The organism is Parablautia sp. Marseille-Q6255 (assembly GCF_951230155.1).
Taxonomy (GTDB): domain Bacteria; phylum Bacillota; class Clostridia; order Lachnospirales; family Lachnospiraceae; genus Choladousia.
The window spans coordinates 23,595-36,791 of sequence record NZ_CATNVD010000009.1 but is presented as its reverse complement, the minus strand read 5'-3'; the positions used below and the strand labels follow the sequence as shown (position 1 = coordinate 36,791).

The following is a 13,197-nucleotide window of genomic DNA, read 5'->3' as shown; positions in this document are numbered from 1 at the left end:
AGTTTTTTTTGAGATGTCCTTGTGGCAAATATGTTTTTTACATGTAGTTATAAAATAGAGAACACTATTTTTGTGCAGACCTCTTGCTTTTAGAATCGAATGATAAATAAAACGCCTCTTTTTGTGTTTTCTATACTATACTCCGCCTGATGCTTTTCCAAAATCGTTTTAACAATATATAGGCCTAAACCACTTCCGCCATTTCTCTTATTACGAGAATGCTCCACTCTGTAAAATGCATCAAACACCTTTGAAAGCTCCGAATCTGGAATATGAGCGCCTGTATTTTCCAGACAAAACTGAACAACTCCATTCTCAGAAAAAGCATTCAAATAAATAGCACTACCCTCTGGCGAGTAAACAATTGCATTAGAAACTAAGTTATTAACTGCTTTCTGTATCAGCATCTTTTCCCCAACAATATATAAATCAGGAAAAATATTTTCGTTCCAGTCTATACGTTTTTTCATAATCAGATCTTCAAATGCCGCATACTCCTGTTTCAGCATCTTTGAAAACTGGATTGTTTCTTTTTTTAATCCGGCTTTTGAAGATTTCATACGGGAAATCGTTAAAATTTCCTGCACCATTCCCTCCATAGTATTGATGATTTCTAACGACCGCCCCAGATATTTATTACGATCCTGATAATCACCAACCTTCAGGATCATACCCTCTGTCTGACCCTTGATGATCGTAATCGGCGTTTTCAGTTCATGGGAAACTGCCGAAAAAAAATCCAACTGCGCCTGTTCTAATGCACGTTCACGCTCAATATCTTTTTGCAATTTCTCATTCGCACTTTTTAGTTCTGTCATCGCGGCATACAGCTTCTGTGACATTTCATTCAGACTATGCGCCAGTATTCCAAGCTCGTCTGTTCTGTTTTCTTCACATCTCCAACTAAAATCCAGTTCCGCCATTTTTTTTGACGCATCGCTGATACGCAAAACCGGTCTGGTCACGTAGTGCGAATAAATGCCCGAAGCCAGCACAGCAACTGTCAAAACCATAAAAATAAGAACAAAAAAGATTTCACCCAACGTATCCTTGAGTAAATTAACTTCTTGTGCGCTGCCTGCAACCGTTAATGTATAAGTCTCATCTGAATCTGCGAAAGTAAAAAGGTAACGATGTGTTGCCCGATATGCCGCCGGATCATCGCTCTCAATTGCCACCCCACTTGTAACAGAAACAGGGAACGTTACATTATCTCGCGACGGAACTTCGATTTCACAGCCCGAAGAATCAAATAACTGAAGCAGCACATCGTTTTGGTTTAATATAAATTCATCAAAAAATAAACCGCTCTCCGACGGAGTGACATTCTCAACATTTTTGAGAAGAGACGTTACTGTACGATCTAAATTCTCATCAAGAATGGTACTGTAGGTTTTTGGAACAAGCCACATAGTCGCACTATAAGTGATAATACAGCACAGGCTTGTCATAATAACTGTGATAACAAATATTTTAGTAAATAAGCTGCTCTTATTTTTCCCTGTCAATTCTGTATCCTACTCCTCTGATCGTCTGTATAAAATCAATACCCAGTTTTTTTCTTAAATTCTTAATATGAGTATCAACGACACGCTCATCACCATAGAAATCATATTTCCAGAGACGTTCCAAAAGATTTTGACGAGTCAGGACACGTCCCTGATTCAAAAGTAATTCCCGCAGGATTTCAAATTCCCGCTGTGTTAATTCATGCGATTCGCCATATACTGTCACAGAATAACTGTCCAAATCTAAAATCAGACTTTTATAGGATATTGTTTGATGAGCCTGATCCGGCATCATTGTGCTTCGCCGCAGAACCGCAGCAATTTTACGCACTAAGATAGGCATAGAAAATGGTTTTGTGATGTAATCATCTACCTGCAAATCTAATCCCCTGATCTGTTCTTCCTCTCCATTTAAAGCAGTAAGCATGATAACAGGTACCTGTGATTGTTTACGAATCAATTCGCAGACCGTAAACCCATCAATCTTCGGCAGCAGGATATCTAATAGTATTAAATCAAAATGATTTGTAGAAAACAGCGCAATAGCCTCCATGCCGTCACCGGCAACCGTAGTTTCGTATCCGACCTCCTGCAAAAAATTTTTTAGAAGTTCCTGGATATCCAAATCGTCTTCCACAATTAAAATATGCTGCATAAAAACGTACACCTCCTCACATCCTCCTATTGTACTATAGATTTTTGTGATTCTTGTGTAGTTTAAACAAATAGTCTGATGTATTTATACTCCAAAACCGGCATAAAAGTAACGCGCACACACCTTCTTACAGCATAAATAATGTCCCCGCTGTGATCAGCACTGCCCCAATGGCTCTCTTTGCTGTAAACGGTTCTTTTAAAAACACAAATGCCAGAACCAGCGTGATCACCACACTCAGCTTATCTACCGGCACAACCTTGGATACCTCTCCTATCTGCAGTGCCCGGTAATAGCAAAGCCACGATGCGCCTGTCGCCAGTCCGGATAAAATGAGAAACATCCAGCTTTTTCTGCTGATTCCCGAGATCCCATTTTGTCCTCCTGTCAGGAATACGATGCCCCACGCCATGATCAGAACTACTGCCGTGCGGATAGCGGTTGCCAGATTTGAGTTGACGCCCGAAATACCTGCTTTAGCCAGAATAGAGGTCAGCGCGGCAAACACCGCGGAGCCTATCGCAAATAAAAACCACATACTCTGCCCCTTCTTTCTCCTGTATCTGTTCCTGAAAGCTTTTCTGTCTGATACAGCGTCAGTGTAGTGCGGTTTTCATGAATTGTCAACCGGAACATTCTTTTTATACTTATACGGTGTAATTGTTTATGCGGTGTGCTCCTCCAGAATTGTCCGAAGCGCCGCCATCGAGCTGCTGTGAGAACGTGCGATCTTAATATTTTGTCCCTTAGCCTCGCTTACGGCACAGCGCGCCATTTTATGGGACATGGTATTCGTGAACAGAACAAGCAGATCCGGACATCCCATATTTCGCAGCCCGGTTGTCATTTTGGGATAAATCTTTGCCCGGCACCTGTACTTCTGACAGAGTTCTTTATACTGGCGGACCATACATTCATTTCCCCCTACAATTACAATACTCATATTTGTATCCTCCTGATTTTGTACATCCTGTATGGATCCTGCTTTTCTTCTGGCAGGTCGTTTCACAGCAATGAGTTAGCTCGCACTAACTCATTTATAAAAAACACGCGGCAGCTTTTTTTGGTTAGCTGCCGCTAACTTTTGTTGTATTATACAATTTCAGATCCCTTTTGTCAACACTCCTCCTGCGCTGTCAGATCCAATGCTCGATGGCAGCGCAAAGCAGTCTGGTACAGCCTGATACTTTCCTGTCATAATACGCCCGAAATCGTTCATCTGCCAGATACATGCCAGCCAGGCCCCGGTGCATCTGCGGGGAATACTGCTTCCATGTCATCTGAAGCCATTCCTTATGAAGCTGCACAATCCTGCCCGCTTCCTCGCTTTCCGGTCGGATACCCGCCTTCACGCCGCGCGCAAGCTCCTCTCTTATCTGATGCTCCAGACTCTGAAAATGATCCCACTGCTCCTGTGTCATATCGAGCATTCTTCGGTTTGATGCCTCCAGCGCCTGAGAGCCATATTTCCGGCGCACCTCTTCTCCATACCGCAGCTCGTTTTCCTGCACTGTCTGCTGCTTAAACGCTTCAAATTTCTGTCTGTCACTCATCATCCGTTCTCCTTTTCCCGCTGCGATCGTCTGCTCTACGGTCTCAATCAGACGGTCCATGCGTTTTCTTTTTTCTTTTAGATCAGACAGATGCTCCCGAAGCGCTGTTTCTATGTCAAAATCCGGATGAAGCAGAATTTCCCGGATCTGCTTTAATTCAAATCCTCTTTCCCTGTAAAACAGGATCTGCTGCAGCCGTTCCACTTCTTTATCGCCATAATACCGATAACCTGCCGCGCTGACATACAAAGGGGATAAAATCCCTATCTCTCCATAATAACGCAGGGTTCTGGTACTCACACCTGCCAGCCCGGATAATTCACTGATACTGTATTCCATCCTTCCATCTCCTGATCTGTTTTTTTGCGCAAATGAAGCAGCACGTCTGTCTGTATCACTTGCGGCAGCACCTGCGTACAAGCCTTGCCACGCCGGTACTGTCATCATAACCGTTGACGCAGCGTCAAAGTCAAGCAATTTTCTGTATCCATCCAGACGATCTGTAAAAATATTTTTCCGTTCTCTCCTTGCATTTAAGTCCTTGCATTTTCCCGCGGGTATGCTATAATATTTTCAGAACATATGTTCGATTCTTTTAAAGTGGAGGCGCATTATGCAGATAGCAAAAGAAATGGACCTGTACACAAAACTGAATATCCTCACAGACGCCGCGAAATATGATGTCGCCTGCACCTCCAGCGGAGTAGATCGCAAGGGCAGCGGCAAAGGCATGGGGAACTGCACCGCAGCTGGCATCTGCCACAGCTTCTCGGCAGACGGGCGCTGCATCGCTCTGCTCAAGATCCTCTTTACGAATGAATGCATCTTTGACTGCAAGTACTGCATGAACCGCTCTTCCAATGACGTGCCGCGCACCTCCTTTACACCGGATGAAGTATGCACCCTTACCATGGAGTTCTACCGGAGAAATTATATCGAAGGTCTGTTTTTAAGCTCCGGCATACTGAAAAATCCTGGCTACACGATGGAACTTTTGTATCAGACCCTGTATAAGCTCCGTCATGAGCATCACTTCGAGGGATATATCCACGTAAAAGCCATTCCGGGCGCCCCACAGGAGCTGATCACCCGGACAGGCTTTCTTGCAGACCGCATGAGTGTCAATCTGGAGCTTCCCACCGCAGACAGCTTGCGAAAACTCGCCCCTCACAAGACCCGCAAAAAAATCCTTGCTCCGATGCGGCAGGTCCAGTTACAGACACAGGAAAATAAACACGAGCTGATGCTTTTTCGCAATGCCCCGCAGTTCGTCCCTGCCGGGCAGAGCACGCAGATGATCATTGGCGCTACTCCGGAAAATGATTATCAGATCCTTTCCGTTGCAGAGTCCCTGTACCAAAAATTCGATTTAAAGCGCGTGTTCTACTCAGCCTTTGTACCGGTCAATGAGGATGCGATGCTCCCGGCTCTGCCAGGCGGTCCTCCTCTCCTGCGAGAGCACAGGCTCTATCAGGCTGACTGGCTGCTCCGCTTTTACGGCTTTCAGACTCAGGAGCTGCTCAGTGAAAAGCGCCCCAATTTTAATGTCTTTCTGGATCCCAAGTGCGACTGGGCGCTCTCGCATCTGGAGCACTTTCCGGTAGAGATCAACCGCGCAGACTATTATACGCTCCTGCGGGTTCCCGGTATTGGGCCAAAATCCGCCCGGCGGATCCTTTATGCGAGAAAAAGCGGTTCTCTCGATTTTCCGGATCTCAAGAAGGCCGGCGTTGTCCTGAAGCGTGCCGTGTATTTTATCACATGCAGCGGCAGGCAGATGTACCCGCTTCGTATAGAGGAAGATACGATCCTGCGCAATCTGCTGCAGAGCCGCGGCCCCGCTCCTTCTGAGACACTGACCTATCGCCAGCTCTCCCTGTTTGACGATGATCAGATATTTGGGAGCATCCCGGACAAACTGCTGCAGGCAGGCGCTTAAATGCTACAGCTGCAGCAGATCTTCTGCGATATGGCTGCAGCGGAAAGGAAAGCATATGGTGATTTTTTTATGTGAAGACAGTGTCGACGGCATTTTTACTGGTATCTATGACGCATGGGCCAGCCGTCTGGGGCATGACTGCATTGCCCTGCGCATCCATGCTCCGATGGATCTGGAGCTGTTTGCCGAATACCGTCAGGTATCTGCAGATGCTCAAAAAGCAGAAAAAGTAGCCCGCTCAATCCGAGAGAAAATGGGGCTGGATGCCTATCAGACTATCTATCAGGCCGCCCTCAGCAAAAGCCCCGACCGCGCGGACCACATCTATCGCGTCACACTCCTTGGGATGTCCCGCCATACTCCGTCCGAAGAGGCCCGAAAAGTAATCTGGAAGCTGCAGGATCCCCATGTTTCCCGTATCTTTGAGCTTTCCCGCAGGACAGGCAATGAAGCACACCGCTATCTCCAGTTTGTGCGGTTCCGTGAGTTAAAAAACGGTGTTCTGTTTTCGGAAATCCACGCGGAAAATCAGATCCTCCCTCTGATCGGCGATCATTTTTCCGACCGTTTTCCAAATGAAAACTTCATGATCTACGACAACACTCATAACGACTGCCTGATCCACGGCGGATCACGCCCCTGGTTTATTCTGCGTGACACCCGGCCGGATGCGCTCCAAAAGGAAGATATCTCCCTGCTGGAACAGCAGATGCAGGAACTGTGGCGCGGCTTTTGCAGCAGCATCGCTATCGAGCAGAGAAAGAATCCGCACCTGCAGCAGCAGTTCTGGCCCCTTAAATTCCGCCCGTGGATGACAGAAGGGCAGTAGATATCCCTCTGAAGACTTTGATATCCGGCGGATTTTTCACATTTTTATGAGATATAAAACGGGTACTGCAGCCTGGCATCCTCCTCCCAGACTGCAATACCCGCCGCTTTGACAGAGCATGTCCATCCTGACCTGCAGCTCTGCCGATTTTACTGACTTTTTGTTTTATTTGTTCAGAGCTTCCATAAATGCATTCAGTCTTGCCAGAAGCACATCCAGCTCAATGCCATGTACCATAGCTGCTTCCTCCAGCGTCTCCATCTGAGAAGACGGGCATCCTACACAGTGCATACCGCCAGCCATAAGCACCTGAGCAAGCTGCGGCTCAATACGGATGATCTCACCAATTGTTGTGTCCTTCGTAATCATTGCTGCCATTTTATATTTCCTCCTCTATTTCATTTACTATTACTTCTCTTAGTGCATGAAGTGTTTTCCTATTATACCATGATCACTAAATTTACCGTTCGCTACGCTTCGGTTCATGAAGTGTTCCTATTATACCATACAAGTGTAGTTTCTGTAAACCAAGGAATCCACCGCATCTTCCGCCAGAATCTGTCCTCTCCCCGACATACCCCTGTCCGTTTTTCCTCCTCTTTTCTTACTTTTCCCTTTGTTCCCATATAAAAACAACATAAAATCTGCTTTTCTGCTTGTGTATTTCGACAAGATGTATTAGAATAAGTGAAAGACTTCTTACGAAAGTCGAATACAGAATCTAAAAGGAGGATATTATCATGGCATATGTAATTTCTGATGATTGTGTAGCTTGCGGTACATGCGCAGGTGAGTGTCCGGCAGACGCTATCTCCGAAGGCGATGGCAAGTACGTAATTGATCCGGATGCATGTCTTGACTGTGGTACATGCGAAGGCGTATGTCCGACAGACGCTATCTCTGCTGAGTAATCCGTCGCGGACAGCGGATGCACTGCATCCGATAAATAGAAAAAAGGTACTGTTTCTTTCGATCGGACCTGTTCTGATCCATAAGATCCAGTACCTTTTTTGATGGACTTTTACGCCCTCATTCTTCCCGTCCGGATAAAATATCCCAGATCCGCCTGAATTTCCCGCTTCGGGGCCTGTCCTCCGCCGATGTTCTGGCGCAGGCTGCCTCCTGCAGCATCTGAAAATACTGCAGATAGAGATCTCTGGCTTCCTCGCGAAGCTGAGTCGCAAGCATCTGTTCCAGACGCTCATTCTGCGTCTCAGCGACTTCCTCCACGATCTGCCGGAATACCGCCGCAATCTGATTGAGACTGTCCTGCGTCTCCTGTATCGTCGGAACAATCTCGTACGAGCAGGCCTCTCCCTCTATATCGCACTGTGAATGGTCTGAAAAAAGTGTGTCTGACATCTGTTTTTTAAAGCTTACCGCTCCTGCGCTGTCTGACGACTCCGACTGTTCCAGAAGCACCCGGATCGCCTTGAGCTGCAGTCCCTTTTCCTTCCAGTCCTTTGCTTTCCGGAAAACTTTGATATCCCTGCTGCTGTATATACGGTGTCCCTGCGCATTTCTCTGTATAGAAATGTTCAATTCATCTTCCCAATAACGAAGAACGTGCGACTCTACACCGACGAGCCGCACTGCTTCTGATACTGAATATGATTTCTCTTCCATAAAGCTTCTCCCCTTATCCGCTGCAATTTGCTCACATACTCGTGTCTCTGATTAAATATATGAAGAAGCTTCTGAAAATAGAACCTGTTTTTTATTTTTTCATATTTGCAAACTTTGTAAAACGCGGCAGCCATGCCAGCTCCACAGTACCTATCGGGCCATTTCGCTGTTTGGCAATGATCACCTCTGCCACATCCTTCTTCTCCGTATCATGATTATAATAATCATCACGATACAAAAACATAACAACATCGGCATCCTGCTCGATCGCTCCCGATTCTCGCAGGTCAGAAAGCATCGGACGATGGTCCGGTCTTTGCTCCACAGCACGGGAAAGCTGCGACAATGCGACCACCGGAACATGCAGCTCTCGCGCGATTTCTTTCAGAGAACGGGAAATCTCCGAGATTTCCTGCTGTCTTGACTCAGAACGTCTGCTGCCCTGCATCAGCTGCAGATAGTCGATCATAATAATCCCCAGATTATGCTCCAGCTTGAACTTTCTGCACTTGCTGCGAAGCTCTGCCACACTGATACCAGGTGTATCATCAATGATCAGATTTGACCGCCCGATCGTGCCGGCTGCCTCGATCAGATTTGCCCAGTCACTGTCACTGAGATTACCGGTACGTAAAACCTGCGAATCTACGTGAGACTCCAGTGCGAACAAACGATTGACCAGCTGTTCCTTTGACATCTCCAGACTGAAGATCGCGACTGTCTCATTACTGCGAAATGCCATGTACTCTGCAATATTCAGCACAAACGCTGTTTTTCCCATAGACGGACGCGCTGCGATCAGGATCAGATCGGAAGGCTGAAAGCCGGACATCTTGTAATCAAGATCAATAAACCCGGTCGGCATCCCCGTCACACTGCCCTTAAGACGGCTCGCCGCCTCGATCTTATCCAGAGCGTTAAGCACGACCTCCTTGATCGGCACAAATTCATCATTCGTCCTGCGCTGGAGTACTTTGAAAATGTTCTTTTCTGTATCCTCCAGAATATCCTCCACACGCTCTTTTCCGGCGTAGCAGGCGGCAGCAATATCCTCATTTACCTTGATCAGGCGGCGCAGCAGCGCTTTTTCCGAAACAATCTCCGCATAATACTTTACATTTGCCGATGTCGGAACTGCTGTGATCATGTCACGGACAAATTCCAGACTGCTCACCTCCGGCGGCACATCCTTCTCCTTCAGCCGGTTCTGCAGCGTGATCAGGTCGATCGGCTTTCCCTCGCTGTAAAGCTCCGTCATCGTTTCAAAAAGGATCCCATACTGCTTCTGATAAAAATCCTCACTGTTAAGCATCTCCGAAGCGACCGTGACCGCATCTCTGTCAAGGATCATGGCGCCTATTACGGACTGTTCCGCTTCAATACTGTGCGGCATCACCCGCTTGAGCAATGCTTCTTCCATGACATTTCTCCTTTCGCTAATTCAGGGGCTGCGGCAGACTTTTTCTGCCGCCTCCCCTGATGATCGTTTCGCTATGCCTTAAAGCTCTACCACCTTCACCGCGATCTCCGCCGTTACCTTTGCATGCAGCTTGATCGCCACATTCGTCACTCCCAGAGCACGGATCGGATTGTCGATCTGGATTTTCTTCTTGTCCACATCGTATCCGAGCTGTTTCTTGATCTCCTCTGCAATCTCCTTGCTCGAAACAGATCCAAAGACTCTCCCGCCTTCCCCTGTCTTGACTGCGACCCGGATTGACTTCCCTTCCATCTCCTTCGCCAGAGCCTGGGCTGCCTCAAGGATCTCCCGCGCGATTTTTTCCGCATTTGCTTTCTGCAGCTTCAGGTCATTCATATTCTGCCCTGTCGCTTCTTTTCCCAGTCCCTTTTTCAAGAGCATGTTGCGCGCATACCCTTCACTTACCTCTACGATATCTCCCTTTTTTCCGAGAGACTTTACATCCTGTAATAAAATCACTTTCATAATCAAATCGCTCCTTCTTTCGTCATCTGTGTCAATACTTCTTTTAATTTTACGCGCGCCTCGTCAATATCAGCCCCCGGAAGCTGCGCTCCCGCAATATTCATATGTCCGCCGCCGCCAAGACGCTCCATGATGATCTGCACATTTACTTCATCAATCGCCCGCGCACTGATATAGATGACATTATTATAATCTGTCAGTACAAAAGATGCCTTTACTCCAATGATATTGAGCAGCTCATTCGCTGCCTGCGCTCCTACGACAGTCGGATTTTCGAGTCCTGCGCTTGGACAGACGCTGATCGCATAGCATCCCATAAATGCCTCCGCATGGCGGACCGCCTCCGCACGCGCTTTGTACGTATCCATATCATTGCGGAAGGATTTGCGTACCCGTGTCATGTCTGCGCCGTTCCTGCGCAAAAATGCAGCCGCTTCAAATGTCCGCATACCTGTCTTTGCCACAAAATTGTTCGTATCCACGATAATTCCTGCATAAATACAGTCTGCTTCTTCCGGCTTCAGCTTGATCGTGTCATCGTAATACTGCAAGATCTCAGAGATCATTTCACACGATGAGGATGCCGAAGGCTCAATATAGGACAGCGATGCATTTTCAATCTTCTCTGTTCCCTGTCTGTGGTGATCCAGGACAACGATCGTCTTTGTCAGATACAGAAGCTGCTCGCACTCTGTCATACTCGGACGATTGGTATCCACGACGATCACTGCTGTATTCTGATTCGTCATCTCGATCGCCTGATCGTGAGTGAGGAAAAACTTCTCGTCATACCCGCATTCCTCTTCCAGCACCTCGATCCACGGGCGGATATTGCTGTTCCTGTCTCCCAGCACGACATGCGCCGGCTTTCCTGCCTGCTGTGCCGCGCGGCAGACGCCGATACATGCCCCAAAGGAATCAATATCCGGCATCTTATGCCCCATGACGATGACCCGCTCGCGCGTACTGATCAGTTCGCGCAGCGCCTGCGCCTTTACGCGCGCCCGCACTCTTGTATTTCGCTCTGCGCGCTGCGTCTTTCCTCCAAAGAAAGACATCTTTTCCTGTTCCTTGACAACTGCCTGATCTCCGCCCCGGGCAAGCGCCATCTCGATCGCAACTCTGGCAGCATCACAGTTTTTCGCATAATCACCGCAGTTCGTACCAATACCGATGCTGACGGTCATATTGATCGTATTTCCGATATTGACTGTCTTTACATCCTCCAGTACCGAGAAACGGTCCGCCTCCATCGTTTCCAGATCTTTCCGCTTCACCACCAGGATGTATTTATCCTTCTCCAGCTTTTTGATCAGCCCGCCGATCGAGGAAATATACTTGGTGATCCGGCGGTCAACCAGCGCTTCCAGCATCGAACGCCTCACATCCTCGACGCTGTCCATGACCTCATCATAATTGTCCATATACAAAAGCCCCACCACCGGCTTTTGCTCATAATTCTCCTGCTTGAACTGCGCAAGCTCTGTAACATCAAAGAAATACAGCGCGATCACATAGCACTCATCTGTCAGACGCTCTACGCCGTCAAGCCCGTCCACCAGATCCTCCAGCGCGATCTTTTTCATATCCACGCGGTACAGCTTTCCCTCATGTCCGATCTGCGCGCTGCGGCTCTCCTCGCCCAGCGGAAACTGGGAAGGATTCAGCTGGGGAAAGACGGAGATGATATTCTTGTGATAATGCTCGTTCTTTCCGGTCAGTCCCATCAGCATATCATTCATCCAGAGGATCTTGCCGTCTGTCTGTACAATCCCGTACGGGATAATAAAGCTTTTCAGCATCGCCTTCTCCACGCCGCTGAACTTATGTGCAAAATCAAGCAGCTCGATCAGCACGCGCGGCTTAAAGTACGCATCAAGCAGAAACACTGACAGAAAGATCACTGCCGTAAAGCCTCCTACGATCATGCCAGCCAGCGTATCTACATACAATACTGCTGCCGTGAGGATCAGAAGGAAAAGAATCATCAGTACACACCAGTACCAGTGATGCATCAGATTCCCACTGTACTTAATCTGGGCTTTATTGCCTGATTTGTTTTTCTTCATAGCTATCTCCATTTCTTCTATTGATCGCGTCAGACGCGATCATCACTTACTGTATTCTGGCTCATGAAGTATCTTTGTATCTGTCTTTGCAGGCCAGGAAATCCTTTGCCAAGTATTCCTATTGTATCACAATTTAAAGAGATAGAAAAGAGGATATATCGCGTTAAAAAGGAAACCGTTCAACCGCCAGCTTGAATCAGCTGTTCCAAACAAAAAGCAGAGAAAGTACGATCACCCGCACGCTCTCTGCCTTCTGTATATGAAGCGCCTGCCTCAGACGGCTCCGTCTTCTTCACTCTGCTCAATCATGGTCCGTATCTGCTGCATCTCCTCGTCAAGCCCTGCGATCACTGTTGCGCAATTTCTCAGCTTCTCCAGGATCTCTGCCTCATTCGGAAGATCCTTCTTATAACGCAGCCTGTGATCCACACTTGCCCAGAAGTCCATTGCGATCGTACGGAACTGCACCTCCACCTTCATCATCGTCTTTCCCTCTTTTAAGAAAATCGGGATTTCCAGGATCAGATGGAGGCTCCGGTAACCGTTTGGCTTTGGATTCTTAATATAATCCTTTGTCCGGATCAGGGTAATGTCATCCTGCTGTACCAGCAGATCTGCCAGATGATAAATATCCTCCTGAAATGCACAGATCACACGGAGCCCTGCCACATCATAAAGATTTTCTTCAATGCTTCGCTCCAGCGTTTCCTCATTAAAAGGGATTCCCTTTTTCTTTAGCTTCTCAATAATGCTGCGCGGTGTTTTCAGCCTGCTCTCGATCGATTCAAACGGATTTCTGTCATAATGAAGGGAAAACTCCAGATTTAATACGTTCAGCTTCGTCTCTACCTCCATGATCGCACAGCGGTAGCGATTCATAAGCTCCTGATATCTTTTCCCTGTCTCAAGCATTTTTATATACGGCGGCTCTTCTATCAGACTAAATATATTTTCCACAATCTTCTGCCTCCTGATTCTCTTCGGTATATCAGCTGGCTTCATACCTGCCAACATCTCTTTTATACCACATATCGTTTCAGCAATCCAGTCATTTCACCTAATAACACCATCTG

Annotated in this window: 14 protein-coding genes; 3 read left to right on the top strand and 11 right to left on the bottom strand. The window is 47.3% G+C overall.

All coding sequences use genetic code 11. The features are described 5' to 3' along the window. Positions 1 to 89: 89 nt before the first annotated feature. From QOX44_RS08020 to QOX44_RS08000, 5 genes are all read right to left on the bottom strand, one after another. Positions 90 to 1,508, bottom strand: a complete 1,419-nt coding sequence (locus QOX44_RS08020) for a sensor histidine kinase (RefSeq protein WP_283682530.1) — start codon at positions 1,506 to 1,508, stop codon at positions 90 to 92. Continuing rightward, a complete protein-coding gene (locus QOX44_RS08015) occupies positions 1,492 to 2,163 on the bottom strand; it encodes a response regulator transcription factor (protein WP_283682529.1) in 672 nt (223 codons plus the stop codon). Before QOX44_RS08015 ends, QOX44_RS08020 begins: the two co-directional genes overlap by 17 nt. A 127-nt stretch (positions 2,164 to 2,290) precedes the next feature. Continuing rightward, complete coding sequence (locus QOX44_RS08010) at positions 2,291 to 2,701, bottom strand: EamA family transporter (protein WP_283682528.1); 411 nt, start codon at positions 2,699 to 2,701, stop codon at positions 2,291 to 2,293. Between the two features lie 126 nt (positions 2,702 to 2,827). Beyond that, the gene (locus QOX44_RS08005; RefSeq protein WP_283682527.1) at positions 2,828 to 3,106 is read right to left on the bottom strand and encodes a DUF2325 domain-containing protein; all 279 of its coding nucleotides are present in this window, start codon (positions 3,104 to 3,106) and stop codon (positions 2,828 to 2,830) included. Between the two features lie 193 nt (positions 3,107 to 3,299). Beyond that, positions 3,300 to 4,055: a MerR family transcriptional regulator gene (locus tag QOX44_RS08000; protein ID WP_283682525.1), complete on the bottom strand. Its 756-nt coding sequence runs from the start codon at positions 4,053 to 4,055 to the stop codon at positions 3,300 to 3,302. 274 nt (positions 4,056 to 4,329) lie between these two features. On the opposite strand from QOX44_RS08000, the gene QOX44_RS07995 reads away from it, so the two are divergent. Beyond that, entirely contained in the window at positions 4,330 to 5,655 is a 1,326-nt protein-coding gene (locus QOX44_RS07995) for a putative DNA modification/repair radical SAM protein (protein WP_283682524.1), read from the top strand. A gap of 55 nt (positions 5,656 to 5,710) precedes the next feature. Continuing rightward, positions 5,711 to 6,484: a TIGR03915 family putative DNA repair protein gene (locus QOX44_RS07990; protein WP_283682523.1), complete on the top strand. Its 774-nt coding sequence runs from the start codon at positions 5,711 to 5,713 to the stop codon at positions 6,482 to 6,484. A 165-nt stretch (positions 6,485 to 6,649) separates the two neighbouring features. Here the strand turns inward: QOX44_RS07990 and QOX44_RS07985 are convergent, their stop codons facing one another. Then, positions 6,650 to 6,862: a DUF1858 domain-containing protein gene (locus QOX44_RS07985; RefSeq protein ID WP_283682522.1), complete on the bottom strand. Its 213-nt coding sequence runs from the start codon at positions 6,860 to 6,862 to the stop codon at positions 6,650 to 6,652. A 362-nt stretch (positions 6,863 to 7,224) separates the two neighbouring features. Here QOX44_RS07985 and QOX44_RS07980 point away from each other — a divergent pair, with 362 nt between their 5' ends. Beyond that, on the top strand, positions 7,225 to 7,395 hold the full coding sequence (locus QOX44_RS07980; protein WP_283682521.1) for a DUF362 domain-containing protein: 171 nt from the start codon (positions 7,225 to 7,227) through the stop codon (positions 7,393 to 7,395). Positions 7,396 to 7,513: 118 nt separating this feature from the next. Here the strand turns inward: QOX44_RS07980 and QOX44_RS07975 are convergent, their stop codons facing one another. From QOX44_RS07975 to QOX44_RS07955, 5 genes are all read right to left on the bottom strand, one after another. Then, positions 7,514 to 8,110: a MerR family transcriptional regulator gene (locus tag QOX44_RS07975; protein WP_283682520.1), complete on the bottom strand. Its 597-nt coding sequence runs from the start codon at positions 8,108 to 8,110 to the stop codon at positions 7,514 to 7,516. Positions 8,111 to 8,201: 91 nt separating this feature from the next. Then, entirely contained in the window at positions 8,202 to 9,530 is a 1,329-nt protein-coding gene (gene dnaB / locus QOX44_RS07970) for a replicative DNA helicase (protein ID WP_283682519.1), read from the bottom strand. Positions 9,531 to 9,608: 78 nt separating this feature from the next. Beyond that, a complete protein-coding gene (rplI, locus tag QOX44_RS07965; protein ID WP_283682518.1) occupies positions 9,609 to 10,055 on the bottom strand; it encodes a 50S ribosomal protein L9 in 447 nt (148 codons plus the stop codon). A gap of 2 nt (positions 10,056 to 10,057) precedes the next feature. Beyond that, complete coding sequence (locus tag QOX44_RS07960) at positions 10,058 to 12,124, bottom strand: DHH family phosphoesterase (RefSeq protein WP_283682517.1); 2,067 nt, start codon at positions 12,122 to 12,124, stop codon at positions 10,058 to 10,060. Positions 12,125 to 12,397: 273 nt separating this feature from the next. Then, entirely contained in the window at positions 12,398 to 13,081 is a 684-nt protein-coding gene (locus QOX44_RS07955) for a GTP pyrophosphokinase family protein (RefSeq protein WP_331488354.1), read from the bottom strand. Between the last annotated feature and the right edge of the window lie 116 nt (positions 13,082 to 13,197).

Bases quoted from the DNA above. Each gene is read 5' to 3' on its own strand.
- QOX44_RS08015 (WP_283682529.1), bottom strand. From the start codon at position 2,163: ATGCAGCATATTTTAATTGTGGAAGACGATTTGGATATCCAGGAACTT.
- QOX44_RS08010 (WP_283682528.1), bottom strand. From the start codon at position 2,701: ATGTGGTTTTTATTTGCGATAGGCTCCGCGGTGTTTGCCGCGCTGACC.
- QOX44_RS08005 (WP_283682527.1), bottom strand. From the start codon at position 3,106: ATGAGTATTGTAATTGTAGGGGGAAATGAATGTATGGTCCGCCAGTAT.
- QOX44_RS08000 (WP_283682525.1), bottom strand. From the start codon at position 4,055: ATGGAATACAGTATCAGTGAATTATCCGGGCTGGCAGGTGTGAGTACC.
- QOX44_RS07995 (WP_283682524.1), top strand. From the start codon at position 4,330: ATGCAGATAGCAAAAGAAATGGACCTGTACACAAAACTGAATATCCTC.
- QOX44_RS07990 (WP_283682523.1), top strand. From the start codon at position 5,711: ATGGTGATTTTTTTATGTGAAGACAGTGTCGACGGCATTTTTACTGGT.
- QOX44_RS07985 (WP_283682522.1), bottom strand. From the start codon at position 6,862: ATGGCAGCAATGATTACGAAGGACACAACAATTGGTGAGATCATCCGT.
- QOX44_RS07980 (WP_283682521.1), top strand. From the start codon at position 7,225: ATGGCATATGTAATTTCTGATGATTGTGTAGCTTGCGGTACATGCGCA.
- QOX44_RS07975 (WP_283682520.1), bottom strand. From the start codon at position 8,110: ATGGAAGAGAAATCATATTCAGTATCAGAAGCAGTGCGGCTCGTCGGT.
- dnaB (WP_283682519.1), bottom strand. From the start codon at position 9,530: ATGGAAGAAGCATTGCTCAAGCGGGTGATGCCGCACAGTATTGAAGCG.
- rplI (WP_283682518.1), bottom strand. From the start codon at position 10,055: ATGAAAGTGATTTTATTACAGGATGTAAAGTCTCTCGGAAAAAAGGGA.
- QOX44_RS07960 (WP_283682517.1), bottom strand. From the start codon at position 12,124: ATGAAGAAAAACAAATCAGGCAATAAAGCCCAGATTAAGTACAGTGGG.